Source organism: Modestobacter sp. VKM Ac-2979, from assembly GCF_026967995.1.
Classification (GTDB): Bacteria; Actinomycetota; Actinomycetes; order Mycobacteriales; family Geodermatophilaceae; genus Modestobacter.
The window spans coordinates 340,826-366,522 of record NZ_JAPVBO010000005.1 but is presented as its reverse complement, the minus strand read 5'-3'; the positions used below and the strand labels follow the sequence as shown (position 1 = coordinate 366,522).

The 25,697-nt window shown below is 73.4% G+C and carries 24 protein-coding genes; 9 read left to right on the top strand and 15 right to left on the bottom strand.

Annotated elements, in window-relative coordinates; genetic code table 11:
• Window positions 1-309 precede the first annotated feature (309 nt).
• Window positions 310-3,246 carry a leucine--tRNA ligase gene (gene leuS, locus O2W15_RS16565; protein WP_269180169.1) on the top strand — a complete coding sequence of 979 codons (2,937 nt, stop codon included), beginning with the start codon at window positions 310-312 and terminating at the stop codon, window positions 3,244-3,246.
• A 15-nt stretch (window positions 3,247-3,261) separates the two neighbouring features.
• On the opposite strand, the gene O2W15_RS16560 is transcribed toward leuS, so the two are convergent.
• From O2W15_RS16560 to O2W15_RS16550, 3 genes are read right to left on the bottom strand one after another with little or no spacing between them, the layout of a single operon-like run.
• On the bottom strand, window positions 3,262-3,648 hold the full coding sequence (locus O2W15_RS16560) for a PPOX class F420-dependent oxidoreductase (RefSeq protein WP_269180168.1): 387 nt from the start codon (window positions 3,646-3,648) through the stop codon (window positions 3,262-3,264).
• Window positions 3,645-4,286, bottom strand: coding sequence for a lipoyl(octanoyl) transferase LipB (gene lipB, locus O2W15_RS16555; protein WP_269180167.1), 642 nt, complete (start codon window positions 4,284-4,286; stop codon window positions 3,645-3,647). Before lipB ends, O2W15_RS16560 begins: the two co-directional genes overlap by 4 nt.
• A 48-nt stretch (window positions 4,287-4,334) precedes the next feature.
• On the bottom strand, window positions 4,335-5,570 hold the full coding sequence (locus tag O2W15_RS16550; RefSeq protein ID WP_269180166.1) for an NAD(P)/FAD-dependent oxidoreductase: 1,236 nt from the start codon (window positions 5,568-5,570) through the stop codon (window positions 4,335-4,337).
• A gap of 117 nt (window positions 5,571-5,687) precedes the next feature.
• Between O2W15_RS16550 and O2W15_RS16545 the strand changes: the two genes are divergently transcribed.
• Entirely contained in the window at window positions 5,688-7,358 is a 1,671-nt protein-coding gene (locus O2W15_RS16545) for a serine/threonine-protein kinase (protein WP_269180165.1), read from the top strand.
• 4 nt (window positions 7,359-7,362) lie between these two features.
• Here O2W15_RS16545 and O2W15_RS16540 read toward each other — a convergent pair whose 3' ends face one another.
• The 3 genes from O2W15_RS16540 to lpdA all read right to left on the bottom strand — a co-directional run bounded on the left by O2W15_RS16540 (window position 7,363) and on the right by lpdA (window position 11,697).
• Window positions 7,363-8,268 (bottom strand): TIGR01777 family oxidoreductase, encoded by a 906-nt coding sequence (locus tag O2W15_RS16540; protein WP_269180164.1) that lies wholly within the window; start codon window positions 8,266-8,268, stop codon window positions 7,363-7,365.
• Between the two features lie 86 nt (window positions 8,269-8,354).
• A complete protein-coding gene (sucB, locus tag O2W15_RS16535) occupies window positions 8,355-10,235 on the bottom strand; it encodes a 2-oxoglutarate dehydrogenase, E2 component, dihydrolipoamide succinyltransferase (RefSeq protein ID WP_269180163.1) in 1,881 nt (626 codons plus the stop codon).
• Window positions 10,236-10,314: 79 nt separating this feature from the next.
• Entirely contained in the window at window positions 10,315-11,697 is a 1,383-nt protein-coding gene (gene lpdA, locus O2W15_RS16530) for a dihydrolipoyl dehydrogenase (protein ID WP_269180162.1), read from the bottom strand.
• A 124-nt stretch (window positions 11,698-11,821) separates the two neighbouring features.
• Here lpdA and O2W15_RS16525 point away from each other — a divergent pair, with 124 nt between their 5' ends.
• The gene (locus O2W15_RS16525; RefSeq protein ID WP_269180161.1) at window positions 11,822-12,217 is read left to right on the top strand and encodes an oxidoreductase; all 396 of its coding nucleotides are present in this window, start codon (window positions 11,822-11,824) and stop codon (window positions 12,215-12,217) included.
• Window positions 12,218-12,257: 40 nt separating this feature from the next.
• On the opposite strand, the gene O2W15_RS16520 is transcribed toward O2W15_RS16525, so the two are convergent.
• The gene (locus O2W15_RS16520; RefSeq protein ID WP_269180160.1) at window positions 12,258-13,772 is read right to left on the bottom strand and encodes a leucyl aminopeptidase; all 1,515 of its coding nucleotides are present in this window, start codon (window positions 13,770-13,772) and stop codon (window positions 12,258-12,260) included.
• A gap of 69 nt (window positions 13,773-13,841) precedes the next feature.
• Between O2W15_RS16520 and gcvT the strand changes: the two genes are divergently transcribed.
• The gene (gene gcvT / locus O2W15_RS16515) at window positions 13,842-14,960 is read left to right on the top strand and encodes a glycine cleavage system aminomethyltransferase GcvT (protein WP_269180159.1); all 1,119 of its coding nucleotides are present in this window, start codon (window positions 13,842-13,844) and stop codon (window positions 14,958-14,960) included.
• A 24-nt stretch (window positions 14,961-14,984) separates the two neighbouring features.
• Here gcvT and O2W15_RS16510 read toward each other — a convergent pair whose 3' ends face one another.
• The 3 genes from O2W15_RS16510 to O2W15_RS16500 all read right to left on the bottom strand — a co-directional run bounded on the left by O2W15_RS16510 (window position 14,985) and on the right by O2W15_RS16500 (window position 17,436).
• Window positions 14,985-16,145 carry a YihY/virulence factor BrkB family protein gene (locus O2W15_RS16510; protein WP_269180158.1) on the bottom strand — a complete coding sequence of 387 codons (1,161 nt, stop codon included), beginning with the start codon at window positions 16,143-16,145 and terminating at the stop codon, window positions 14,985-14,987.
• A gap of 134 nt (window positions 16,146-16,279) precedes the next feature.
• The gene (locus tag O2W15_RS16505) at window positions 16,280-16,996 is read right to left on the bottom strand and encodes a DUF3618 domain-containing protein (protein WP_269180157.1); all 717 of its coding nucleotides are present in this window, start codon (window positions 16,994-16,996) and stop codon (window positions 16,280-16,282) included.
• Window positions 16,993-17,436 carry a phage holin family protein gene (locus O2W15_RS16500; protein ID WP_269162117.1) on the bottom strand — a complete coding sequence of 148 codons (444 nt, stop codon included), beginning with the start codon at window positions 17,434-17,436 and terminating at the stop codon, window positions 16,993-16,995. The genes O2W15_RS16505 and O2W15_RS16500 overlap by 4 nt, the downstream gene beginning before the upstream one ends.
• A 143-nt stretch (window positions 17,437-17,579) precedes the next feature.
• On the opposite strand from O2W15_RS16500, the gene O2W15_RS16495 reads away from it, so the two are divergent.
• Window positions 17,580-17,792, top strand: a complete 213-nt coding sequence (locus O2W15_RS16495; RefSeq protein WP_036334846.1) for a hypothetical protein — start codon at window positions 17,580-17,582, stop codon at window positions 17,790-17,792.
• Window positions 17,793-17,891: 99 nt separating this feature from the next.
• On the opposite strand, the gene O2W15_RS16490 is transcribed toward O2W15_RS16495, so the two are convergent.
• Both O2W15_RS16490 and O2W15_RS16485 read right to left on the bottom strand, forming a co-directional pair.
• Window positions 17,892-18,875, bottom strand: coding sequence for an aldo/keto reductase family protein (locus tag O2W15_RS16490; RefSeq protein ID WP_269180156.1), 984 nt, complete (start codon window positions 18,873-18,875; stop codon window positions 17,892-17,894).
• 103 nt (window positions 18,876-18,978) lie between these two features.
• Window positions 18,979-19,596 (bottom strand): DUF3043 domain-containing protein, encoded by a 618-nt coding sequence (locus O2W15_RS16485; protein WP_269162119.1) that lies wholly within the window; start codon window positions 19,594-19,596, stop codon window positions 18,979-18,981.
• Window positions 19,597-19,800: 204 nt separating this feature from the next.
• On the opposite strand from O2W15_RS16485, the gene O2W15_RS16480 reads away from it, so the two are divergent.
• Window positions 19,801-20,157 carry a HesB/IscA family protein gene (locus O2W15_RS16480; RefSeq protein WP_269162120.1) on the top strand — a complete coding sequence of 119 codons (357 nt, stop codon included), beginning with the start codon at window positions 19,801-19,803 and terminating at the stop codon, window positions 20,155-20,157.
• Window positions 20,158-20,591: 434 nt separating this feature from the next.
• On the opposite strand, the gene asnB is transcribed toward O2W15_RS16480, so the two are convergent.
• From asnB to O2W15_RS16465, 3 genes are read right to left on the bottom strand one after another with little or no spacing between them, the layout of a single operon-like run.
• Complete coding sequence (gene asnB, locus O2W15_RS16475) at window positions 20,592-22,526, bottom strand: asparagine synthase (glutamine-hydrolyzing) (protein ID WP_269180155.1); 1,935 nt, start codon at window positions 22,524-22,526, stop codon at window positions 20,592-20,594.
• 47 nt (window positions 22,527-22,573) lie between these two features.
• On the bottom strand, window positions 22,574-22,948 hold the full coding sequence (locus O2W15_RS16470; RefSeq protein WP_269180154.1) for a DUF3817 domain-containing protein: 375 nt from the start codon (window positions 22,946-22,948) through the stop codon (window positions 22,574-22,576).
• Window positions 22,938-23,303 carry a metalloprotease gene (locus O2W15_RS16465; RefSeq protein WP_036334854.1) on the bottom strand — a complete coding sequence of 122 codons (366 nt, stop codon included), beginning with the start codon at window positions 23,301-23,303 and terminating at the stop codon, window positions 22,938-22,940. The genes O2W15_RS16470 and O2W15_RS16465 overlap by 11 nt, the downstream gene beginning before the upstream one ends.
• A 309-nt stretch (window positions 23,304-23,612) precedes the next feature.
• Here O2W15_RS16465 and ctaC point away from each other — a divergent pair, with 309 nt between their 5' ends.
• The 3 genes from ctaC to O2W15_RS16450 all read left to right on the top strand — a co-directional run bounded on the left by ctaC (window position 23,613) and on the right by O2W15_RS16450 (window position 25,595).
• Complete coding sequence (ctaC, locus tag O2W15_RS16460) at window positions 23,613-24,485, top strand: aa3-type cytochrome oxidase subunit II (RefSeq protein WP_269162123.1); 873 nt, start codon at window positions 23,613-23,615, stop codon at window positions 24,483-24,485.
• Window positions 24,486-24,518: 33 nt separating this feature from the next.
• The gene (locus O2W15_RS16455) at window positions 24,519-24,920 is read left to right on the top strand and encodes a cytochrome c oxidase subunit 4 (protein WP_269162124.1); all 402 of its coding nucleotides are present in this window, start codon (window positions 24,519-24,521) and stop codon (window positions 24,918-24,920) included.
• Window positions 24,921-25,469: 549 nt separating this feature from the next.
• Entirely contained in the window at window positions 25,470-25,595 is a 126-nt protein-coding gene (locus O2W15_RS16450) for a hypothetical protein (RefSeq protein WP_269180153.1), read from the top strand.
• Window positions 25,596-25,697: the final 102 nt, after the last annotated feature.

The window sequence follows — 25,697 nt, the reverse complement described above, 5'->3', positions numbered from 1 at the left end:
GCGTGCCGAGCGGCGCTGCTGAGTTCCGGTGGACCTCGACGTCCCGGTGCGTGCGGGCTGCGGTCGTCCCGCTGGGGCCGTCCCCGCTGGAGTTCCTCGCCCGTCCGCAGTCGAACCAGTGCAGGCTACGGCCTGGAGGGCCCCGCCGTCGAGCCGGGGGGCTGTGGCGGCGCGCTAGGATCGGCTGCGTGACCGGCGGACTCCTGCTTCCCCAGCCGTGCTGATCTGACCTGACGCAGACCAGCACGGCGACCCCTCCTGCGTGAGGGGTCTTTTCATGTCCGCCCCTCGTACCCGGGAGCACCGACCATGAGCCAGACGGCCAGCCAGCACACCGAGCCCTCCGCCGACGGGGTGCCGCCGCACCGGTACACCCCGGCACTGGCGCAGCAGATCGAGCTCGCCTGGCAGGACCGGTGGGAGGCCGAGGGCACGTTCCACACGCCCAACCCGGTCGGCCGGCTGAGCGAGGGCTTCGACCGGGTGGCCGACCGGCCCAAGGCCTTCCTGATGGACATGTTCCCGTACCCCTCCGGTGCCGGGCTGCACGTCGGGCACCCGCTGGGCTACCTGGGCACCGACGTCACCAGCCGCTTCCTGCGGATGGACGGGCACAACGTGCTGCACCCGATGGGGTACGACGCCTTCGGCCTGCCCGCCGAGCAGTTCGCCGTGCAGACCGGCCAGCACCCGCGGGTCACCACCGAGGCCAACATCGCCGCGATCAGTGCCCAGCTGCGCCGGCTGGGCGTCGACCACGACACCCGCCGCACCTTCGCCACGATCGACCCGGGCTACTACAGGTGGACCCAGTGGATCTTCCGGCAGATCTTCGAGGCCTGGTTCGACGAGTCCGCCGACGACGGTCGGGGCCGGGCCCGGCCGATCCCCGAGCTGGTCGCCGAGCTGGACGCCGGCACCCGGCAGCCCGCTGCCGGCACGCTGCCCGAGGGGCGCGCCTGGGCCGAGCTGTCCGACGTGGAGCGCCGGCGGGTCGTCGACGCCCACCGGCTGGCCTACCGGCACCAGGCGCCGGTGAACTGGTGTCCCGGGCTGGGCACGGTGCTGTCCAACGAGGAGGTCACCCCGGACGGCAGGTCCGAGCGGGGCAACTTCCCGGTGTTCCGCCGTCCGCTGACCCAGTGGATGATGCGGATCACCTCCTACGCCGAGCGGCTGCTGACCGACCTGGACCGGCTGGACTGGTCGGACTCCCTGAAGCAGATGCAGCGCAACTGGATCGGCCGGTCGACCGGCGCCCGGGTGCGGTTCGGGGTGGGTGGGGGCGGAGCCACGGGATCCGAGGCAGCCGAGTCCATCGAGGTGTTCACCACCCGGCCGGACACCCTGTTCGGCGCCACCTACCTGGTGCTGGCTCCCGAGCACCCGCTGGTCGGCACGCTGACCGCCGGGCAGTGGCCCGAGGGGACCGACCCCCGGTGGACCGCCGGCGCGTCCACCCCGGCCGAGGCCGTCGCCGCCTACCAGCGGCAGGCCTCCCGCCGCTCGGAGCTGGACCGGCAGGCCGAGGGCCGGGAGAAGACCGGGGTCTGGCTGGGCGCCACCGCTCGCAACCCGCTGACCGGGGCCGATCTGCCGGTGTTCATCGCCGACTACGTGCTCACCGGCTACGGCACCGGCGCGATCATGGCGGTGCCCGGCGAGGACGCCCGGGACTGGGACTTCGCCAGTGAGTTCGGGCTGCCCGTCGTCCGCACCGTGCAGCCGCCGGCCGACTTCGACGGCGGTGCGTACACCGGCACCGGACCGATGATCAACAGCTCGAACCAGCACCTGTCGCTGGACGGTCTGGACAAGTCCGCCGCGATCGCGAAGGTCACCGAGTGGCTGGTCGCCACCGGTGCCGGTGAGGCGACGACCACCTACAAGCTGCGCGACTGGCTGTTCAGCCGGCAGCGCTACTGGGGTGAGCCGTTCCCGGTCGTCTACGCCGTCGACGGGGACGACGCCGACCTGCCGGTCGCCGTCCCGGAGTCGATGCTGCCGGTGCTGCTGCCCGAGGTCGACGACTACTCGCCCAAGACGTTCGCCGACGACGACGCCGACTCCAAGCCCGAGCCCCCGCTGTCCCGGGCCACCGAGTGGACGACGGTCACCCTGGACCTGGGCGACGGCCCTCGCCAGTACCGCCGCGAGACCAACACGATGCCGAACTGGGCCGGCTCGTGCTGGTACTACCTGCGCTACCTGGACCCGGGCAACGACGAGCGATTCGTCGACCCGGAGCTGGAGGCCTACTGGATGGGCCCGCGGGAGCCCGGCGACGTCGGCGGCGTCGACCTGTACGTCGGTGGGGTCGAGCACGCCGTGCTGCACCTGCTGTACGCCCGGTTCTGGCACAAGGTGCTGTTCGACCTGGGGCACGTCTCCAGCGAGGAGCCGTTCCGCCGGCTGGTCAACCAGGGCTACATCTCCGCCTTCGCCTACACCGACGCGCGCGGGTTCTACGTGCCCGCTGCCGAGGTGGTGGAGAAGGACGGCCAGTTCCTCTACCAGGGGGAGCCGGTCAGCCGGGAGTACGGGAAGATCGGCAAGAGCCTGAAGAACATGGTGACGCCGGACGAGATGATCGGGCAGTACGGGGCCGACACGTTCCGGGTCTACGAGATGTCGACCGGGCCGCTGGACCAGTCCCGGCCGTGGGAGACCAAGGCCGTGGTCGGGTCGCAGCGGCTGCTGCAGCGGGTCTGGCGGGTCGTGGTCGACGAGGAGTCCGGCGCGGTGCGCGCCGGCGACGTCGAGCCGGACGACGAGACCTCGCGCGCCCTGCACCGGGCGATCGAGGCCGTGCGCGACGGCATGACGACGCTGCGGTTCAACATCGCCATCGCCCGGATCACCGAGCTGACCAACCACCTGACCTCGGCCTGCCCACCGGGGACGCCGGTGCCCCGTTCGGTCGCCGAGTCGCTGGTGCTGCTGGTCGCGCCGCTGGCCCCGCACCTGGCCGAGGAGCTGTGGGCCCGGCTGGGGCACTCCGGCTCCGTGGCCTGGGCGTCCTTCCCGGTGGCCGACCCGCAGTGGCTGGTCGACGAGACGGTGCAGGTCGCCGTCCAGGTCAACGGCAAGGTGCGGGCCCAGGTGGGCGTGCCGGCCGACGCGGACGCCGCGGCGCTGGAGGCGGCGGCCCGGGCGGACGAGCGGATCGCAGGCTACCTGGACGGCGCGACCGTGCGCCGGGTGGTCGCGGTGCCGGGCCGGCTGGTCAACTTCGTCCTGGGCTGATCGCCGCGGGAGGGGTCAGGCGGCGGGGATGATGCGGATCATCGTCTGGCGTTCCCGCCCGCGGTGGGTGATCCGCGCCGCGATGCGGGAGGTGCCGTAGGTGATCCGCCACTGCCAGCCGTAGCGCCGGGCGAGGGCAGCTCGCGCGCGGGGCCACTCGGACGGCTCGGGGAACTCGGCGACACCGTCGACCGCCGGACCCTCGAGCCGGCCCCGCATGTCGCAGGGGGCGACGGTGACCCGGCTGGTGTGCCGCAGCCGCTTCACCTTGCCGGAGTCCGCCCGGGTCCAGACCAGCAGGGCCTCGCCGTCCGCCGCCGCCCAGACCGGGGTGGGCACGGGCTCGCCGGTGCGCCGGAAGGTGGTCAGGCTGACGTACCGGGTGGTGGGGAGCCTGGTCATCCGACGGCGGCGCGGGTCAGCGCGCGGCGCATCGCGGCCTCGACCGGGTCGATGACCTCGGCGACGGTCACGTCCCGGTCGAGCTCGACGCTCAGTGAGGTGGCCCCGGCGTCGGGGATCCCGCACGGGACCATGTTCGTGAAGGCGGCCATGTCCGGGTCGCAGTTGAGCGCGAAGCCGTGCATCGTCACGCCCCGGGCGACCCGGACGCCGATCGCGGCGATCTTCCGGTCGGGGCCGCGCTCGTCTGCCCGGACCCACACGCCGCTGCGCCCCTCGACCTGTTCGGTGGCCAGGCCGAAGCTGCCGCAGACCTCCATCAGCGCCCGCTCCAGCCGGCGCACGTGGGCCACCACGTCGACGGGGTCGGGGAGCGCGATGATCGGGTACCCGACCAGCTGGCCGGGCCCGTGCCAGGTGATCTTGCCGCCGCGGTCGACGTCGATGACCGGGGTGCCGTCGAACGGTCGCTCGTGCGGCTCGGTGCGCTTGCCCGCGGTGTAGACCGGCGGGTGCTCGAGCAGCAGCATCGTGTCCGGACCGGTGCCGGCGACGCGCTGCTCGTGCAGGTCGCGCTGCTGCGCCCAGGCCTGCTCGTAGGGGACCAGACCCGCCCGGACGACCACCAGCTCGCTCATGCCGCCGAGCCTATGCCGCCGACGTGCGGAGGCGCTGCTGACCGCCGATCAGGACGGCGGCGCCCCGAGCCACCGGAGCACGGCGCGGGCGGTGCGGGCCCCGCTGGCCATCGCACCCTGGATGGACGGGGTGTCCCGGTGGTCTCCGCAGACGAAGAGCCCACCGCCCAGGTCGACCGGGCGACGGTGCTGCAGCGGGGGAGTGGCCGCCGGCTGCGCTCCGGTCACGGTGACGGTGGTGAGGTGGGTCAGGTCGGTGCTGGGGACACCGTGCAGGCGCGCCACCTCCTCCCGGACGTCGGGCTCCCGGGTCGGCGCCAGGGTCGAGCTGGCGACCAGCGCCCGGCCGTCGGGGCTGTAGGCCGGCTGCGCGTCCGAGACCACCGCGCTGTTCACCAGCCGCCCACCGGGCTGCCCCAGCACGATCAGCGGAGCGGACCAGGGCGACTCCGGCAGCACGTGCAGGTGCGTGGTCACCTGCCGGGGCGCCGACGCCCCGAGCCCGGGGAGCAGGACCGCGGCGGTGTCGGGGTCGGTCGCCACCACGACGGCGTCGGCGGTCGTGGTCCCGGCGTCGGTGTGCACGGCCCCGCCCTTGACCCCGGTGGCGCGGACGCCGAGGTGTACGCGGTCGGCGGGCAGCCGGCCGGCGAGCTGTTCGCCGATGGCCTGCATCCCGCCGGCGGGGAGGCCGACCCGGCCCCGGACGAAGCTGCGCCAGACCAGGTCGAGGTAGCGGCTGGAGGTCTCCAGGCGGTCCTCCAGCAGGACGCCGGCGAGGAACGGCCGCAGGAACACCTCGAGCGCCTGCTCGCCGAGCCCCGCGGCGCGGAGGGCCTCGGCGGCGGTGCGTTCGCGCGCCGCCAGCAGCCGGGACACCGGTGCGTAGCCGGCCCGCGCCGAGAAGGCGGCGAGCGCAGCCTGCCGGACCGGCCCGCCCAGCGGTGCCCGCAGCGTGTCGACGACGGTGCCCGGGTGCTGGCGGGGGTCGACGACCCGGTGGGCGCGCCCGTCCACACGGACCACCGCGCCGGTCCAGAACCAGCCCAGGTCGAGCGCCGGCAGGTCGAGGTCGGCGGCCCGGGGGTAGCCGGTGTTGAACACCTGGAAGCCGCGGTCGACCAGGAAGCCGTCGATCCGGGCTGTCGACAGCCGGCCACCCGGGTGCTGGGCGGCGTCGAGCAGGTGGACGTCGCGGCCGGCCGCCGCCAGCCGGGTGGCGGCGCTGAGCCCGGCCAGCCCTGCACCCACCACGACGACCTCGGCGCGTGGTGGCGGTGGCATGGCCCGAACGTAGGCGGTCCGAGGTGGTCCGTCCTGCCCACCGCCGCAGCTGTGGACGGACCAGGGGCCTGTGGACGGGCGCAGCGGGGGAGCGGCCGTCGGCCCTACCGTCCCGGCATGCCTGCGCAGCCCTCCCCGTCGGCGGCCCCGGTCGTGCCCGGCTACGTGCTCGAAGAGCTCCTGGGCCGGGGCGGCTCCGGGCAGGTGTGGCGAGCCCGGCCTCGGTCGGGTGGGCCGCCGGTGGCGGTCAAGGTGCTGGTGCGGGGTGACCCCGAACGGCAGGAGCGCGAGGCAGGGCTGCTCGGTGAGCTCGACCACCCGCACCTGGTGCGGCTGCACCACGTCGTCCGTCGCGAGGTGCGCGACGGCCCGGCCCAGGTGGCGCTGGTGCTCGACCTGCTCGCCGGCGGCAGTCTGGCGGCCCTGCTCGCCCGGCGGGGGCGGTTGCGCCCCGGAGAGGTGGTCACCACGGTGGCCCCGGTGGCGGCTGCACTGGCCCACGCCCACGAACGGGGCGTCGTGCACGGCGACCTGTCGCCGGGCAACGTCGTGTTCACGGAGGAGGGCCGCCCGGTGCTCACCGACCTGGGCACCGCCCGGTTGGTCGGCGACGTCGCGCGGGCCGAGGTGACCCCGGCGTACGTCGACCCGGTGGTGGCCCGCGGCGGTGCGCCGGGACCGGCGTCGGACGTCTTCGGTGTCGCTGCGGCGGCCTTCCACGCGCTGACCGGGGTCGCTCCCTGGAACGCCGCCGACCCCGCGGGCACGTTCGCGGTCGCAGCCGGCGGTGACCTGCCCGATCTGGCCCTCCTCGCCCCCGATGCGCCCGACGAGCTGGTGCGCGTGGTCCTCCGCGGGCTGTCGGCCGAGCCGCACCTGCGGGGCTCCGCGGCGGCGTTCGCCCTCGACCTCCGTCACTCCTGCCGGCCGGAGCCGGTCCGGCTCCCGGTGGACGGCGTGCCCGACGGTGAGCTGGGGGCCACCGGGCGGGGCCCACGGACCGAGCTGACCCACCAGGTGCCGGGCCGGCGACCCCGCGCCGCCCATGCCGTGCCGGCTCCCGAGGGGCGGTGGGCGCAGCTCCGGGTGCGACTCGGTGACCGGGTCGCCGCCGCGGGGGGAGGCAGCGAGGTGGGCGTGCGTCCCCTGGTCCGTGGTGCGGTCCGGCGGACGGCGACGGCCGCCGTCGTGCTCGCCGCCCTCGCTGCGGCACTGGCCGGTGCGACCTGGCTCGGAGCGAGCTGGGGTGGGTCCGGTGGTGACCCGGTGCCCGCCGCGGGCCGGACCGCGGCGAGCAGCGTCCCCCCGCCGGCGGCGACACCGACGACCCCGGACGATCCAGTGGACGGCGGGGAGGCATCGCCGGCCGACCGCTCGGCGACGCCGGTGGCGGACGCCGAGTGGGCTGCGGTGCTCACCGACCTCTACGGACGGCGGAGCGCGGCCTTCACCGACGCGGACCCGACGGCGCTGGCGGAGGTGCACGCACCGGGCAGTGCGTCGCTGTCCCGCGACACCGATCAGGTGCAGCAGCTGGTCGTGGCCGGTCAGCGGCTCGACGGCTTCGCGCCCCGGCTGGTCCGCCTCGTCGAGGTGACGGCCTCGGGGCCGGCCCGGTTCGACGTGGAGCTGGTCGACGAGCTGCCGGCCTACCGGGTGGTGCGCGCGGGCGGGCCCTATGCGGCGGTGGTCGCCGAGGTGCCCGCCCGCGGTGCGGCGCCCGTGCAGATGGCCGTGGAGCGCACGGCGTCCGGGTGGCGGATCGCCGATGCCCGACTGGGCGGATGAGGGGTCAGCGGGCGGCGACAGCGGCCCGCAGCGCCGCCCGGAGATCCTCGTGCGTGAACCGGAACCCGGCGGACCGCAGGACGTCGGGGACGGCACGCTGCCCGGCCAGCACACCCACGTCGGCGAACTCGCCGAGGGCCAGCCGCAGGGCGAACCCGGGCACGGTGAACACGGCGGGCCGGTGCACGACCTCGGCGAGCGCGGCGGTGAACTCCGCGTTGGTGGCCGGACTGGGGGCAGTGAGGTTGACCGGGCCGGACACCGGAGCGGTGAGCAGGAACCGGATCGCGTCGACCTCGTCCTGCAGGCTGATCCAGGGCATGTACTGCTGCCCCGAGGCCAGTTTGCCGCCCAGGCCGAGGCGGAACAGGGGGAGCAGCCGACCCAGCAACCCGCCGTGGCCGAGCACCAGCCCGGTGCGCAGGGTCGCCACCCGGACCCCGGCGGCGGCAGCCGGTGCGGTCGCCGCCTCCCAGGCGACGCAGACCCGGGCCAGGAAGTCCTCGCCGGCCGGCACGGTCTCGTCGACCACCCGCTCGCCGGTGTCGCCGTACCAGCCGACCGCGGACGCCGAGAGCAGCACCCGGTCACGACCGGGCTCGGCTTCGGCTGCCTCGACGAGGGCCTGGCTCACCGTGGTCGTGCTGTCCACCCGGCTGGCCAGCACCTCCTGCTTGTGCTTCTCCGTCCAGCGCCGGTCACCGACCCCGACGCCGGCGAGGTTGACCACGGCGTCCACGTCGTGGAGGAGACCGTCGGGGAGCCGGTGGTGTGCCGGCTCCCAGCGGTGCTCGTCCGCGGTGCGCGGGGTGCGGCGCACCAGGCGCAGCACCTCGTGCCCGTCGGCCACCAGCGACCGGACGAGCGCAGATCCGATCAGCCCGGAGGACCCGGTGACCGCCACCTTCATCGAGTGCTCCTTCGGATCAGTGCGCGGACGTGCACCAGGGAGACGGCGAAGGGCCCCGGCCGAAGCCGGGGCCCTTCATCGGTGGATCAGGAGATGCCCAGGTCGCCCTGGAACTGCCCGCCCTCGAGCCGCTCCCGCACCGTGGTGAGGAACCGGGCGGCGTCGGCGCCGTCGACGATCCGGTGGTCGTAGCTCAGCGCCAGGTAGACCATCGACCGGACGGCGATCACCTCGCCGAGCTCCGGGTCCTGCACCACCACGGGGCGCTTGACCACCGAGCCGACGCCCAGGATGGCGACCTGGGGCTGGTTGATGATCGGGGTGTCGAACAGCGCGCCCCGGCTGCCGGTGTTGGTCAGCGTGAACGTGCCGCCACCCAGCTCGTCCGGCGTGACCTTGTTGGTGCGGGTCCGCTCGGCCAGGTCGGCGATCTTCCGGGCGATGCCGGGCACGTTCAGGTCGCCGGCACCGTGGATGACCGGCACCAGCAGGCCGCGCTCGGTGTCCACGGCGATGCCCAGGTTCTCGGCGTCGTGGTAGGTGACCGTCCCGGCCTCCAGGTCGACCGAGGAGTTGACCACCGGGTGGGCCTTGAGGGCCTCGACCGCCGCCTTGGCGAAGAACGGCAGGAACGACAGCTTGACGCCCTCCCGGGCGGCGAAGTCGTTCTTCACCTGGTTGCGCAGGTTCGCGATCCGGGTGACGTCCGCCTCGACCACGGTGGTGAGCTGCGCGCTGATCTGCAGCGACTCGAGCATCCGCTTGGCGATGACGGTGCGCAGCCGGGAGAGCTTCTCCGTGTTGCCACGCAGCGAGGAGTCCGGGGTCGCGGCCGGCGAGGGGGTGCGGGCACCGCCCGACGAGGCACCGCCGGAGGAGGCGGCGGCCGGGGCCGCGGCCGGCTTCTTGGACTCCTCGGCGGCGGCGAGGACGTCCTGCTTGCGGATCCGCCCGCCGACGCCGGTGCCGGTGACCGAGGACAGGTCGACGCCCTGCTCGGCAGCCAGCCGGCGCACCAGCGGGGTGACGTAGGCGCCGCCGCCGTCGGGTGCCGGGGCCGACGCGGGCTTCGAGGCCGGCGCGACCGCCTCGGCGGGAGACGGCTGGTCGGTGGGCGACTGGGTCGGCATGGTCCCGCCCGAGCCGTAGTCCGCGCCCGGCTGGCCGCTGTCGGTGTTGGCCTCGGCCGGGGTCGGCTGCTCGGCCTTCGGAGCCGCCTTGGCCTTCGGCTCCTCCTTCGGAGCCTGCTCCGGCTCCGGGGCGGGCTCGGCCTTCGGCGCCTCCGCCTCCGGCGCGGACTTCGCGGCACCGCCACCGGAGCCACCGATGACGGCCAGCTCGGCGCCGACCTCCACGGTCTCGTCCTCGGACACGACGATCTTGGTGAGCACGCCCGCGACGGGGGAGGGGATCTCGGTGTCGACCTTGTCGGTGGAGACCTCCAGGAGGGGCTCGTCGACCTCGACCTGGTCACCCTCCTGCTTCAGCCAGCGGGTGACGGTGCCCTCGGTGACGCTCTCACCCAGCGCCGGCATGGTCACCGAGGTGCCCTCGCCGTCACCGGAACCGCCGGAGTCGCCGCCCTGCTCGGCTGCCGCGGGGGCCGGCTCCTCGGCGGGCTCCTCCTGAGCGGGCTCCTCCTGGGCGGGCTCTTCCTGGGCGGGCTCCTCGTCGGCCGAGGACTCCTGGGCCGGGGCGTCCTCCGCCGGGGCGCCGGCGTCGCCGCCGTCCTCGCCACCGATGACGGCCAGCTCGGCACCGACCTCCACGGTCTCGTCCTCGGCGACGACGATCTTGGTGAGCACGCCCGCAGCGGGGGAGGGGATCTCGGTGTCCACCTTGTCGGTGGAGACCTCCAGGAGGGGCTCGTCGACCTCGACCTGGTCACCCTCCTGCTTCAGCCAGCGGGTGACCGTGCCCTCGGTGACGCTCTCGCCCAGGGCGGGCATGGTGACGGACGTCGGCATCGAAGGCAGGTCTCCTCAGGTCGTGGGGTGGTGCTGAGCGGGGGTGCTGATCAGGCGGTCGTGCTGAGCAGGTGGTGCGTCAGTCGTGCGCGTGCAGCGGCTTGCCGGCCAGGACCAGCGCCGCCTCGCCGAGGGCCTCGCTCAGCGTCGGGTGCGGGTGGATCAGCTGGGCGACCTCCTCCGGCAGGGCCTCCCAGTTGTAGACCAGCTGGGCCTCGGCGATCATGTCGCCGACCCGGCTGCCGACCATGTGCACGCCGACGACCGGCCCGTTGCCGGCGACGCGGATCAGCTTGACCGCACCCGCCGTCTTCAGGATCGCGGCCCGGCCGTTGCCGGCCAGGTCGTAGGTGGCGACCTCGACCTCGCCGTGCTTCTCCTTGGCCTGGGCCTCGGTCAGGCCGACGGAGGCGACCTCGGGCTCGGAGTAGGTGACCCGCGGGACGCCCGCGTAGTCGATCGGCACGACCGGCAGCCCGGCGAGGCGCTCGGCCACCAGGATCCCCTCGCCGAAGCCCACGTGCGCGAGCTGCAGGGTCGGGATCAGGTCGCCGACGGCGGAGATGGTCGGCACGTTGGTCTGGCAGTACTCGTCGACCAGGACGTAGCCACGGTCCATGGCGACGCCGGCCTCCTCGTAGCCGAGGCCCTCGCTGACCGGCCCACGGCCCACGGCGACGAGCACGAGCTCGGCCTCGTAGTCCTTGCCGTTCTCCAGGGAGACCTTCACGCCGTCGGCGGTGGTCTCGACCTTGGCCACCCGGCTGCCCAGGGAGAAGTCGATCTTGCGGCGGCGGAAGGCGCGCTCCAGCAGCTTGGAGGACGACTCGTCCTCCAGCGGGACGAGGTGGGGCAGGCCCTCGACGATGGTCACGTCGACGCCGAAGGACTTCCAGGCGCTGGCGAACTCGCAGCCGATCACGCCGCCGCCGAGGACGATCGCCGACGTCGGCACCCGGTCGAGCTTCAGCGCGTGGTCGCTGGTGATGACCTTGGTGCCGTCGATCTCGATGCCGGGCAGGGAGCGGGCGTAGGACCCGGTGGCCAGCAGCACGTGCTTGCCCTCGAAGGTCTCGTCGCCGACCTGGACGGCGGTCGGGGAGACCAGCCGGCCCTCGCCGCTCACGTACTTGATGCCGCGGCTCTTGATCAGGCCCTGCAGGCCCTTGTGGTTCTTGGCGATGACGCCGTCCTTGTAGGCGTTCACCCCGTCCATGTCGATGCCCGACAGGGTCGACTTGACGCCGAACTGCTCGCCCTCGCGGGCGTTGTCGGCGACCTCGGCGGTGTGCAGCAGGGCCTTGGTGGGGATGCAGCCGCGGTGCAGGCAGGTGCCGCCCACCTTGTCCCGCTCGATCAGGACGACGGACATGTCGAGTTCGGCCGCCCGCAGTGCGGCGGCGTAGCCACCCGAGCCACCACCGAGGATGACCAGGTCAGCGGGGGTGGTCGGTGCGCTCACGGCTGCTCCTCAGTGCTGGGTGGCCCGGAGCTGCTCCGGGCACGGCGATCCTGCGCGTGCCCATCCTGCCACTCCCGGGAACGGCGCGTTCGGGTGCTCCGTTGCTCTTCGCAAGAGCGTCGCGGTGCAGTCCGCGGCCGGCGAGGACGGGGGCAGTGCGATGGGGCTGATCGACCGGCTGCGGAGCCGCACGACGAGGGGCGCCGCAGAGGGCGGTCGGGGCCGGCGCGGCACGCTCGACCGCGCGTCGGGGTCGGCGGACCTGAGCCACCTGGAGCAGTTCGTCGCCACCCGGCGCGGCGTCGAGGGGTACGTCGAGCCCCGTACCGCGGTGACCGAGACGACGATCCTGCTGGTCGCCGCCGACGGGGAGTGGACGCGGCGACGGATCGACGGCCCGGACACCGCCCGCAAGCTGTCCCGCGACCTCGCCGTCCCGGTGTACGACGCGCAGATCACCGGCTACCCGCAGCGGATGCGCGACTGGAGCGCCCGCCAGAAGGCGGACGACAAGCTGTGACGGGCGGCCCCCCACCTCGCGGAGGCGGGGGGCCGTCGGCTCACTGTGCGGCGATGAGGCCCTCGATCGTGGCGAGCAGCGTGCGGACGGGGACACCGGTGCCGCCCTTGGGCGTGTAGCCCCAGGGCGCCCCGGTGTTGTAGGCCGGGCCGGCGACGTCGATGTGCGCCCAGGGCAGGCCGGCGGGCACGAACTCGGACAGGAAGTGCCCACCCACGAGCATCCCGCCCATCCGGTCGGCGTTGGCGTTCACCAGGTCCGCGATCGGGGAGTCCAGCCCGCGTCGCAGCTCCGGCGGCAGCGGCATCGCCCACATCGGCTCCCCGCTGCGCCGGCTGGCGGCGACGACGGCGTCCCGCAGGTCGTCACTGCCCATCACGCCGGAGGTGCGGGTGCCCAGCGCGACCAGCTGCGCGCCGGTCAGCGTGGAGGTCTCCAGCAGGTGGGCGGGGGAGTCCTCGACGGCGCGGCAGATGGCGTCGGCGAGCACGACCCGGCCCTCGGCGTCGGTGTTGGTGATCTCCGCCTTCTTGCCGTTGCGGAAGGTGACCACGTCGGCCGGGCGGTAGGCGGTGCCGCTGGGCATGTTCTCGGCGATCGGCACGGTGGCGGTCACGTCGACCGGGAGGCCGAGCTCGGCGACCAGGCAGACGGTGGCGATCACGGCCGCGGCGCCGGCCATGTCGCTCTTCATGTCCTCCATCTTCGCCGCGGGCTTGATCGAGATGCCGCCGCTGTCGAAGGTGATGCCCTTGCCGACCAGCGCGACGCTCGTCTTGGCCTTCTTGCCCTTGTACTCCAGGCGCAGCAGCCGCGGACCGCGGCTCGAGCCGCCGCCGACGGCGAGGATGCCGCCGTACCCGCCGGCCGCCAGGGCCTTCTCGTCGAGCACCTCGACCGACAGCCCGGCCTTCTTGCCCGCGGCGGCCCCCCGGGCGGCGAGCTCCGCCGGGTACAGGTCGTTGGGCGGGCTGTTGACCAGGTCGCGGACCAGGGCGACGGCGGCGGCGACCGCACGCACGCGGGCCAGCGGCGCCTTCGCAGCGCCGGCGTCGGGGACGACGAGCTCCACCGAGGACGGCGGGGTGGGACGGTCGGCCGGGAGGTCGGACTTGTAGGCGGTGAACTCGTACGCGCCGAGCAGCGACCCCTCGCCGACGGCGTGCAGCCGGTCGGCGTCCGGTGCGCCACCTACGGCGGCGAGGAGGCTGACCAGGGAGCTGCGGCCGGTCAGCGCGCGGCTGGCGGCCCCGGCGGCCCGGCGGACCGCCTCCGCCGAGTAGGAGCCGTCGGCCTGCGGGGCGCCCAGCCCGGCCACGGCCACGACCGGGAACGGACCCTGGCCGAAGGTGGGCAGCTTGGTGACCTCGTCCTCGGCCCCGCGGGCGCCGAGATCGGCCAGCGCGGCGAGGAGCCGACCGCCGAGGAGCCGGTCGACCGCGTCGGCCCCGGGCGTGGACAGCAGGCCTGCCGGTCCCTGGCCGACGCCGACGACGAGGGCGTCGGCGGTCAGCTTCTCGAGCGGGCGGTCGGTGGCGGAGATGGTAGGCGGCACCCGACGATCGTAAGGAGGTGGTGAGGACGGCGTACGACCGGCAGGCCGCCGACCACTAGCGTGCTGGCGGTGAGCCCGCTGACCTCCCCTCTGCACGATCGTCACGTCGCCGCCGGCGCCAAGTTCGCCGACTTCGGTGGCTGGTCCATGCCGATCGAGTACGCCGGTGGTGGCGTGCTGGCCGAGCACACCGCGGTCCGGGAGGGCGTCGGGCTCTTCGACGTCTCACACCTGGGCACCGCGACGGTGCGTGGCCCGGGGGCCGCCGACTTCGTCAACTCCTGCCTGACCAACGACCTGGGCAAGATCGGGCCCGGCCAGGCCCAGTACACGCTGTGCTGCGTCCCCGACGGTGACCCGCAGGCGGGGGGCGTGGTCGACGACCTGATCGTCTACCTGCACGGCCCGGACGACGTCCTGCTCGTGCCCAACGCGGCCAACGCGGCCGACGTGCTGGCCCGGCTCGCGGCCGAGGCGCCGGCGGGGGTCACGGTCACCGACCGGCACACCGAGGTCGCCGTCCTGGCGCTGCAGGGGCCGCGCTCACCCGAGGTGCTGGCGGCCGTCGGCCTGCCCGGCGAGCTGCCCTACATGTCCTTCGCCGAGACACCCGGCTCCGGCGGGGACGAGGTCACCGTCTGCCGGACCGGCTACACCGGCGAGCACGGCTACGAGCTGCTGGTCGCCGCCGAGCGTGCCGGGCAGCTGTGGGACGCGCTGCTGGCCGCCGGCGGGCCCGAGCAGATCCGGCCGTGCGGCCTGGGGGCCCGGGACACCCTGCGCACGGAGATGGGGTACCCGCTGCACGGCCACGAGCTGTCGCGGGACATCACCCCCAACCAGGCGCGGTCGGGGTGGGCCGTGGGCTGGGGCAAGGACGCGTTCTGGGGGCGCGAGGCGCTGGTCGCGGAGAAGGCGGCCGGCGCGCCGCGTCAGCTGTGGGGTCTGCAGGCGCCCGGTCGTGGGATCCCGCGGCCCGGCATGCTCGTGCTCGGCGCCGACGGCTCGCGGATCGGCGAGGTCACCAGCGGCACGTTCTCCCCGACCCTGCGGACCGGGATCGCCCTGGCACTGCTGGACAGCTCCGCCGGTGTCGCCGAGGGGACGGAGGTCGCCGTCGACGTCCGGGGACGGCCCCAGGCGGTCGTCGTCCGGCGTCCGCCGTTCGTGGAGTCCCACGTCCGCTGAGGGCCGGGGCGCCGCCCGCGGTGACTACTTGCTGGGCACCGGCGGGTCGGGCACCTCGTCGGCGACCACGGCGTCCCGCTTCCCCATCGGCTCGGGGTCGCCCTGGGTGGTGTCCTGCGCGGTCTGGTGCTCGGTCTCGGCGTTGATCTCCGCGCCCAGCAGCACCAGGTAGCAGGTCAGGTACAGCCACAGCATCAACACGATGACGCCGGCGATCGCGCCGTACGTCTCGTTGTAGGAACCGAAGTTGTTCACGTAGAAGCTGAAGGCGACGCTGACGACCGCCCAGATGACGGTGACCACCAGCGAGCCCAGGCTCACCCAGCGGATCTTCGGCGCATCCCGGTCCGGGGCGACCCGGTAGAGGACGGCCAGCGAGCCGATCACCACGCCCAGCAGGAGCACCCAGCGCAGGATCTGGGCCAGGACCGTGCCGACACCGCCCAGCGGGAGCGCGTCGAGCACCACCGGGACCACGGCGATGAGAGCAAAGGTGAAGAGGATGAACACGATCGCGCCCAGGGTGAGCACCAGGGAGAGCGCGCGCAGTTTGAGGAAGTTGCGGGTCTCGACCTCGTCGTAGGCGATGTTCACCGCTTTCACCATGTTGTTGACACCGCCGGACGCCGTCCACAGCGCACCGAGCACCGAGGCGATCAGACCGAAGGTGAGGGCCCCGCCGGCGTTGCTGGTGATGTCGGTCAGCTGCTCGGTGAGGATGTCCTGGGCGCTCTCCGGGAGCTGGTCGGACAGCGATGCGATCTGCTGGGTGACCTGCTCGGGGGAGGCGACCAGGCCGTAGATCGAGATGGTCGCGATCAGCGCCGGGAAGATCGAGAGGAAGGCGAAGAAGGCCACCCCACCGGCGATGATCGGCATGTTGTCGGCGTTGTTCTCCGCCCAGGACCGCTTGACGATCTGCAGCCAACCGCGCGCGGGGATGTCCGTGGGCCGGTCGGCGTGGATGCCCGGCATCTCCTCGGGCTCGGGCACCTCCGGTGCCGGGCGGGCGGCTTCCCGCTGCTCGCCGCGGACGACGGCCGTGGAGGAGGCTCCGCTGGCCCCGTCGTCGCGTCCGGCAGCACGGGCTTCTGCAGCCCGCATCGCGGCCCGTCGCTCGGCCTTCTCCTGGACCCGCACGCGGATGTTCTCCACGGCGCTGCCCGGCCGCCCGTTGTCGACCATCGGTGTCGTCCCCTTGTCTCGGGTCTGCAGGTGGATCGGTGGAACGGCGGCGTCCGCCGACTCCCGGCCGGCCCCACGCGGGGGCCGGCCGGCAGGCGGACCGTGCAGCTCAGGCCGGTGTCACCGGCGGGAGCTCAGCGGCTCAGCCGGGCCAGCGTGCGCCGCCAGCCGGAGCGACGGCGCGGCAGGCGCCGGGCGGCGGCCCGCTGGGTCGCGGCGACCTGCTGCACCGCGACGCGCTCGCCGGCCCGCACGCGGGCAGTGGCAGCCCGCTGCGCGGCCGACAGCTGCTTCGAGGCGGCCCGCTGCTTGGCGGTCAGCTGCCCGGTGGCGGTGCGCTTGTGCGCGGTGAGGCTCCTGACGGCGGCCTTCCGGCGAGCGGCCGCGGCCTTCCGGCGGACCTCGGCGCGCTCGGCCGCCTTCTTCCGTGCCGCCACTCGCTCCTTGCCGGCGCGCTTCGCCCGCTGCTGCGCCGCCTTCCGGGCCGCTGCCTGGCGGCGGGCGGCCTGCTTGGCCGCCGCCCGCTCCTCCGCGGTCCGCCGACGCCTGCGACGCCAGGAGAGCAGCCCGATGACCGCGGTGAGGGCGGCCACGCCGCCACCGATGACGGCCGGCGGGTTCTCCCGGTACGTCTCGACCGCGGTGTCCTTGGTCCGGTTCGCGCTCTCCAGTGCCGAGCTCTTGGCCTGGTCGACGCGCTCCTGGGCCCGGGCCGGGACGTCGAGCCGGTGGCTGAGCTCGTCGACCGTGCGGCCGAGCTGCTCCCGGGTCTGCTCGATGTCGGCGCGGATCGCGTCGGGGTCGTTCGGGCCGGCAGCGTCGTCCGGCCGGGTGTCGTCGGCTCCGGTCATCGGGACGCACTCTCCTTCACGGTCGCGACATCGGTCTTGACGCTCGCGATGGCCTCGGTCGGCACGGGCGGGGCGGCCTGCTGGACGTCCTTCTTGCCGATCAGGGCGAGCACGGCGGCGACCACGAAGAGCACGACGGCGACGATGACGGCGGCCAGCCAGCCGGGGAGGACGAGCGCGAGGGCGAGGACGGCGGCCGCGACGAGCACCTGGAGGCCGAGGAAGGCGAACAGCCCCGCGCCGCCGAAGAGGCCGGCCCCCAACCCGAACTTCTTGGCCTTGGTGCTGACCTCGGCCTGGGCCAGGCGCATCTCGTCCCGGACCAGTCGCGTCAACTGGTCGGAGAGCTGCCCGATCAGCTGACCGGTGGAGGCGTTCTCGGGGGCGGGCGGGGGTGTCTCCACCCGGCTGGCACCGGCGCCCGTGGTGGGCTGGCTCATCTGTACTCCGCGTTGTCGGGCGTGGGTGATCCCTGCACCATGCCCGGGTGCTTACCGCGTAAACCAAGATCGCCACTGCGTGCCCGGTCGGCCGGCCACGTTCCGGGGCTGCCCCGAGGGCGGGAGATCGCTAGCCTGCCGCCATGAGCTGGACCTGGCAGCTGGAAGACCCTTCGGGTGCGCCGATCGACCCTGCCACGCTCGGGGTGGAGGTGCCCGAGTGCGACAACCAGGGCGACGCCGAGTCCTGGCTGGGGGAGTCCTGGCGCGACCTGCTGGAACGCGGGGTCGCCACGGTGACGCTGCAGGAGGACGGCGAGCGGGTGTACGGCCCGATGGGCCTGGCGGCGAACTGAGGCGGCCCGCCCCGTCCCACGGCTCGTCGGCCGGCGGCGGGCCTCGGCGGGAGGTGCCGCCGCCGACCTGCGGGCGAGGGGTGGAGGGCGGTGCCCTCCTCAGCCGCGAGAGGTCTTGGCGGGGTCGCGCTCCACGACGTCGCCCAGCACCTGGTCGATGCGGGTCAGGACCTCGGCCGGCAGCTGGACACCGGCGGCCTGCACGTTGTCGTGCACCTGCTCGGGCCGGCTGGCGCCGATGATGGCGGCCGCCACGTTCCGGTTCTGCAGCACCCAGGCGATCGCCAGCTGCGCCATCGACAGGCCGAGCTCGTCGGCGATGGGCCGGAGCTCCTGGACGCGGGTGAGCACGTCGTCGGTCAGGTAGCCCTTCATCGACCCGCCCACCGTGGCGTGCCCGCCGCGGCTGTCGACCGGCGGCTGCTGGCCGGGCAGGTACTTGCCGGTGAGCACGCCCTGCGCCAGCGGGGACCAGACGATCTGGGAGAGGCCCTCCTGCTCGCTGGTGGGGACGACCTCGGCCTCGATGACCCGCCACAGCATCGAGTACTGCGGCTGGTTGCTGATCAGCTGGACCTTGAGCTCGCGAGCCAGCTCGGCGGCGGCGGCGATCTCCTCAGCGCGCCACTCGGAGACGCCGAGGTAGAGCACCTTGCCCTGGCGCACCAAGTCGGCGAAGGCGGTCATCGTCTCCTCCAGCGGCACCGAGGAGTCGTACCGGTGTGCCTGGTACAGGTCGACGTAGTCGGTCTGCAGCCGCTGCAGTGACGCGTTGCAGCTCTCGGTGATGTGCTTGCGGGACAGGCCGCGGTCGTTGGCCCCCGGGCCGGTGGGCCAGTAGACCTTGGTGAAGATCTCCAGGCCCTCCCGGCGCTGGCCGGCCAGCGCTCGGCCCAGGACGGACTCGGCCTTCGTGCCGGCGTAGACGTCGGCGGTGTCGAAGGTGGTGATCCCGACATCGAGGGCGGCCCGCACGCAGGCGTGGGCGGCGTCCTCCTCGACCTGGCTGCCGTGGGTCAGCCAGTTGCCGTAGGCGATCTCGGAGATGGTGAGGCCAGAGCGGCCGAGGCGTCGTGTCTGCACGGATCAGACGGTACTTAGATCGGGTAATGACCACCGCGGCCCCCTCGCAGGGGCCCGCCACGAGCCTGCGAGTGGTGGGGGGCGAGGGGGTCCTTCGACTTCGTCAGACCTCGGCGCCCAGCGGCACCTGCGGCTTGGGGAAACGCCAGCGGCGGATCATCGTGGCCCGGCTGACGCCGTACCAGACCAGGCTGCGCATCTTCTGGTCGGTGTCCGGGAAGCGCTCGGTGACCTTCGCCTTGATCTTGCGGCCGAGGAGGAACGAGTCGCCGATGATCACCAGGAAGAAGGCGAACCACACGAACACGGTGTAGCTCTGCACCGCCGGCACCGGGATGAAGTAGCCGATCAGCACCAGCGCGGCCACCGCCAGGAAGAAGCTGCCGGCGTTGCGGCGGGCGTCGACGACGTCGCGGACCAGTCGGCGCACCGGGCCGCGGTCGCGGGCGGGCAGTGCGCTGTCGTCGCCGCGGGCCCCGGCGGCACGGGTGTTGCCACGGCCCGCGGCCTGCTGCTCGCGCATCCGCTTGTAGGCCTCCTTGCGCGTGGTCGGCGGCGGCGGCACCGGCCCACTGCGCCGTCCCTGCGCCTCGTTGCGGCGCGGGGTGGGGCGGCCCTTGCCTGTCGTGCCGACCGCCGTCGACCCGTGCGGGGTGACGGTGGTGACGGCGTCCGACGCCGTGTCGGAGTCGGGACGGCGGCCGGGCAGGCGGAGCTTCACGTCGGCGAGTCTACGTGGACAGCGCCTCCTGTCAGGGGTGCCACGACAGCGGGGCACCCAGGGCGAGCGGTGCGGGCACCGCCCCGTGCGGCGTTCGCGCCGTACAGTGGGAAGCAGCTCCGCCACGGCGGTGTTGGCCGTTCTGAGAGCCCGCCCTCCGTGGCGGGCCGAGCAGGACACCCTCGAGTCTGGGAGGACCACGACATGACCGTGCAGGACACGCAGGCCCCCGGCGCCACCGGCGTCATCCTCAGCGACCCCGCCGCCCTCAAGGTGAAGACGCTGCTGGAGCAGGAGGGTCGCGACGACCTGCGGCTGCGGATCGCGGTGCAGCCGGGTGGTTGCTCGGGTCTCCGTTACCAGCTGTTCTTCGACGAGCGCTTCCTCGACGGCGACGCGACCTTCGAGTTCGGTGGCGTCGAGGTCATCGTCGACCGGATGAGCATCCCGTACCTCAGCGGCGCGACGATCGACTTCGTCGACACCATCGAGAAGCAGGGCTTCACCATCGACAACCCGAACGCGGGCGGCTCCTGCGCCTGCGGCGACTCGTTCCACTGATCGCCAGCTAGCCCGAACACACCGAGGCCCGGCACCCCGCGAGGGGGGCCGGGCCTCGGTGCGTCCCGGGTGGGAGGGGCGGCCTCAGTCGGCCGGCTGCGAGGGGATCGGCATCGGGACGCCGGCCGAGGGGGACGGCACCCTCGGGAGAACTGGGCCGGGGTCCGGTGCCGGCGCCGGCCGGGCCGTCGGTGCGGGCGATGTCGTCCCGGGTCGGGGCGTGTCGGCGGACGGGTCCGGGCGGGGGGCGATCGGCGGCGGGGTCCGCGGCGAGGGTGCCGTGGTCGTAGGTGCCGTGGTCGTGGGTGTCGTGGTCGTGGGGACCGGATCGCCCGGCACCTCGCCGTCCGTGCCGGAGCAGTCGGCCAGCAGCAGGCCGGTCAGCAGCAGGCCGGTCAGCAGGCCACCGGTCGCGGCGACCCTCCGGCGGCCGGTCACATCCGGACGGGGTAGACCGGCTCGGGGATCTCCGGGGTGATCCGCTCCTCGACGAAGATCCCGTGCCAGATCATGAAGACCAGCACCCCCCAGACCTGCCGGGCGATCCGCTTGCTGGGCACCTCGGCCTCGCGCAGTCGGTCGAGCAGCGCGAGCACGTGGTCGCGGTCGAGCCACTCGTCGGTCTGGCTGGCGGTCACGATGTCCCGGGCCCACCCGTGCAACGGGCCGGCCAGGAACTCCGCCGTCGGTACCGGGAAGCCCAGCTTGCGGCGGTTCATGATCTTCGGCGGGACGATCTGCCGCATCGCCTGCCGCAGGGCGTACTTGGTCGCATCGCCGCGGCGGGGCACCCGCATCTCCAGCGGCAGGGTGCTGGCCAGGGCGAAGACCTCGGGGTCCAGGAACGGGACCCGCAGCTCGAGGGAGTTGGCCATCGTCATCTTGTCGGCCTTGACCAGGATGTCGCCACGGAGCCAGGTGAAGAGGTCGACGTACTGCATCGCCGTCACGTCGTCGTAGCCGGCCTCGCGGGTCTGCCGGTAGAGGGACTCGGTGACGGTGACGTGGGAGAGGTCGGGGTCGCGGCCGGGGAGCAGCTGGGCGAGCTCGACGGCGTTGAGGTTCCGGGCGTTCCCGTAGTACCGCTCCGCCAGCGGCTGCGATGCGCGCTCCAGCAGGCTCTGCCCGCGGACGCCCTCCGGCACCAGCCTCGACAGCCGGCCGAGCGCCTGCCGCCCGACCGTCGGCAGCTTCGTGGCCCAGGCCAGGCTCAGCGGCTCCCGGTAGATCGTGTACCCGCCGAACAGCTCGTCGGCGCCCTCACCGGAGAGCACCACCTTGACGTGCTTACGGGCCTCGCGGGCCACGAAGTAGAGCGGCACGAGCGCCGGGTCGGCGACCGGGTCGTCCAGGTACCAGACGACAGCGGGGATCGCGTCGGCGAACTCCTGCGCGGTGATCTCCACCGGTATGTGCCTCACACCCAGGATCGCCGCGGACTCGGCGGCGATGTCGACCTCCGAGGTGGCCTCCCGCTGGAAGCCGACGGTGAAGGTGACCAGGTCGTCGTTGTACTTGTGGGCCAGTGCGGCGATCGCCGTGGAGTCGATGCCGCTGGAGAGGAACGACCCGACCGTGACGTCGGCGCGCATGTGCTTGGCGACCGAGTCGTCGAGCACCTCGGCGATCCGGTCGAACAGTGCCTGCTCGCCACCCGGGGCGACCGGCTGCGACCGGAACGACGGGTGGAACCAGCGCTTCGTGTGCAGCTCGCCGTCCACCACGGTGAAGCTGGTGCCGCTCTCGATCCGCCGGATCCCCCGGTGCAGGGTGGCGGGCTCGGGCACGTACTGCAGGGTCAGGTAGTGCTGCAGGGACGCCGGGTCGACGCCGCCGGCGCCGGGGGTGCCGCCCAGCAGCTCCAGCAGGGCCTTCTTCTCCGAGCTGAAGACCAGGCCACCGTCGGCCAGTCGAGCGGTGAACAGCGGCTTGATGCCGAAGGCGTCCCGGGCGCCGAACGCCGTCCCGGTCCGGGTGTCCCAGATGACGAACGCGAACATGCCGCGCAGTCGCGGGACGATCGCCTCGCCCCACAGGTGGTAGCCCGCGACGATCGCCTCGGTGTCGCCCTCGGTGGCGAAGGTGGCGCCGGCCGCCTTCAGCTCCTCGCGCAGCTCCAGGTAGTTGTAGATCTCGCCGTTGAAGACGATCCGGTACCGGCCCTCGGCGTAGGGCATCGGCTGGGGGCTGCCCTCGATGTCGATGAACGCCAGCCGGTTGAAGCCGAGCACCGCGTGCCCGTCCGACCAGACCTCCCGGTCGTCGGGACCCCGGTGCCGCAGGCAGCGCAGCGCGTGTTGCACCCCGGAGACGGTCTGCTCGTCGACCCGCTCGGCGTCGGTGGACAGGTAGGCCAGCAGGCCGCACATGCGGGAGGTCTCCAGGAGGTGGGGGAGGGGGGCGGGAGGCCCCGTGGTCAGACGCGCTCGCCGGCGCGGGTCTTGCGGGTGGCGATCCGCTCGGCGACGAAGGACAGGATCGGGACGGTGCCCGCCAGGAGCACGAGCACCGAGCCCTTGACCGACCACCGGGCGCGCAGCGCGAGGTCGCAGGCGGTCACGAAGAAGATCGCGTAGAGCCAGCCGTGCGCGGTGCCGATGACCTCGACCGGGCCCTCGACACCGGCGGTGTACTTCAACGGCACGGCGACGAGGATCAGGGCGATCAGCAGGACGCCGACGACCCAGGCCATCACCCGGTAGCGGGTCAGCGCGGCCGGCACGTCCTGCCCGACCCGGCGGGCGAGACCGCGCGGCAGCCGGGACGACGTCGCGGTGCGGTCAGCGGTCACTGTCGCTCCGCGGCCTGAGGGCCTTCTCGTTGAGCTCGGCGAGGTAGGCGTTGTAAGCAGCCAGCTCCGGGTCGCCGGTCGTGTCGATCCGCGGGCGCTGGTACAGCACCAGGGAGGCGCCGGGCTCGTCGTCCGCGGGGTCCCGGGCCAGCTCGTCCTTGGCCATCTTGAGGTAGAAGCCCAGGCCCATGAACCCGTAGAGCGGCCACTGCAGCGCATAGCTCCAGTTGACGGCGCCGCCACCGGCCTCGGCCTTGGTCAACTGCCAGTAGCCGAGGAAGAACGTCATCACGAAGAGCGCCACGACCACCAGGTGCATGAAGAGCCACCCGGGGCTGAGCAGGCGTCGGTACACGCCCGCGACTGTAACCGCCGGGGCCGACCGTGGGCCGTCGCCCACGGCGTGGCCCCGAGCACGTCAGCGCCCCTGCTGCGGGCCGGCAGCGGGCTCGCCGGCCCGCCGGTGGTCGGCGCCGGCTGTGTCCGACCAGTGGGCCCAGGGCGACCCGCCGGGGCGGTGCTCCCGCCCCCGGGACGACGGGCGGGGTCGGCTAGTCTCGGCGAGACTGTGGTCGGGGTGGGCAGAGCCTGTCGGGCAACCGAGGAGCACCCGCCGGTGAGACCGCGTGGCGCCGCCACGCGGGGGATGAGGAGGCAGCGGGCAGTGGCTCGACGCAGCAAGCTGGCGAAGGTCGCCGGGCTCGGTCTCCTGGGAGCGCTGACGCTCAGCGGGTGCGACGTCACGGGCAGTTGGCTCAGTTGGGGATGGCCCGAGGGCATCACCGACCAGGCCGAGCGCATGCACGACCTGTGGATCGGTTCGACGATCGCCGCCCTGGTGGTCGGCATCGCGGTGTGGGTGCTCATCGCCTACGCGACCATCCGGTACCGGAAGCGCGGGGACGAGCTGCCCCGGCAGACCGCCTACAACCTCCCGCTCGAGGTCGTCTACACGATCATCCCGTTCCTGATCATCGCGGTGCTCTTCTTCTTCACCGTGAACACCCAGAACGAGGTCCGCGACGTCAGCGACGACCCGGACGTCACGGTGGAGGTCAACGCCTTCAAGTGGAACTGGCAGTTCGTCTACCCCGAGACGGAGACCGCGGGCGGTGAGGCCGTGTCGACGGTCGGCACCAGCACCGAGATCCCGATCCTGGTGGTCCCCACCGACCAGACGATCCGGTTCGAGCTGGCCTCGGCGGACGTCATCCACTCCTTCTGGGTGCCGGAGTTCCTCTTCAAGCTCGACATCCTCCCGGGCAACGAGAACGGGCGGGACAACGTCTTCGAGGTCACCGTCCGCGAGGAGGGTGCCTTCGTCGGCCGCTGCGCCGAGCTGTGCGGCACCTACCACGCGTTCATGAACTTCGAGCTCCGTTCGGTGTCACCTGATGCGTACGAGGACTACCTCGCGGCACGCGAGGAGGGCCTGTCGGTCTACGACGCGCTGGTGCTCATCGGCGAGCCGGGCGAGGCGGTCTCCACGGAGCCGTTCCTGCTCCAGCGCGAACAGGCGGTGGCCTCGGATGACTGACCCGATCACCTCGCACCACCTGGAGGAGCGGCCGTGAAGGTCGAAGCGCTCATCTTCAACTTGATCACGGTGTTCTGCCTCGTGACCGCAGTCGTCTACGGCTTCTGGGCCCGTGAGCCGATCGGGACGACGGCGCTCGCGCTGTCCGGCGGCCTCACCGCCCTGATCGGTGGCTTCTTCTGGTTCGTGAGCCGGCGCATCGACGCCCGTCCCGAGGACCGCAAGGACGCGGAGATCGCCGACGGTGCCGGCGAGCTGGGCTTCTTCAGCCCGGCGAGCTACTGGCCGTTCGGGCTGGCGTTCTCGGCCGGGATCATGGGCCTCGCGCTGGCCTTCTGGTACCCGTGGCTGGTCATCATCGGTGTCGTCGCGCTCATCGTGACCATCGGTGGGCTGCTCTTCGAGTACTACGTCGGGCAGAACGCGCACAGCTGAGCGACACCTGCACGGCACGACTCAGCGGGGCCCCTTCCCAGTCGGGAAGGGGCCCCGCTCGGCATGTTGTGCCTTGGGCAGCGGAGACACGGGGACAGGCGGGCTGTAGCCGTGGTGACGGGGCTGCCGTGCCGTCGCGGGAGCCACACGCTGGCTGAGTCGATGCCAGGTGGACACCGGGTGACCACCTGGCCGGGGCTCCACCCGGGGAGCACATCCGGCCTCCTGACGCCTCGTTCGGCATGCGTAGGCGGCACTCCCGTGCCCCTGCGGCCGCTGGCTGGGCAGGCAGGCCTCAGGACGCTCGTGCAGCGGTCGCGGCGTACCTCGGATCTGGACCCGTTCCGGCGCCTGGCGCTGCAGTCGCTGCACCTCGTTGAGCCTGCCTCCGTCAGGCGCTGCGAGGAGGCGGCGACGGGCCCGCGGCGGGCGGTGACGACCTCGTGGTCGAACGGGGGCCGGGATGAGTCGGCTGCGCGTGCGTGACGAACTCGGAGACCATGGCGACGTCCGTCACCTGGCGCCAGAGGAGTGCAGGAGAGCGGTCCAGTGACCGGGCCCGCCACCGAGCTCGAGCATTGGTCCCACGAGCCCGGTCAGCTGCCGCCGCACGAGGGCGGTGTCGTCCTCGTGCTCCTGCCGGCCGCAGCCGCACAGGTCGATGCACCGACCTGACATGGGCGAGGACGTGTCACGCACCGGCTGGCGGCCGCCGCCGGAGGACGGCGGCTGCGCCGCGCGGTCACGAGAGACGCCGGTGATTCGCCGTCTCAGCGT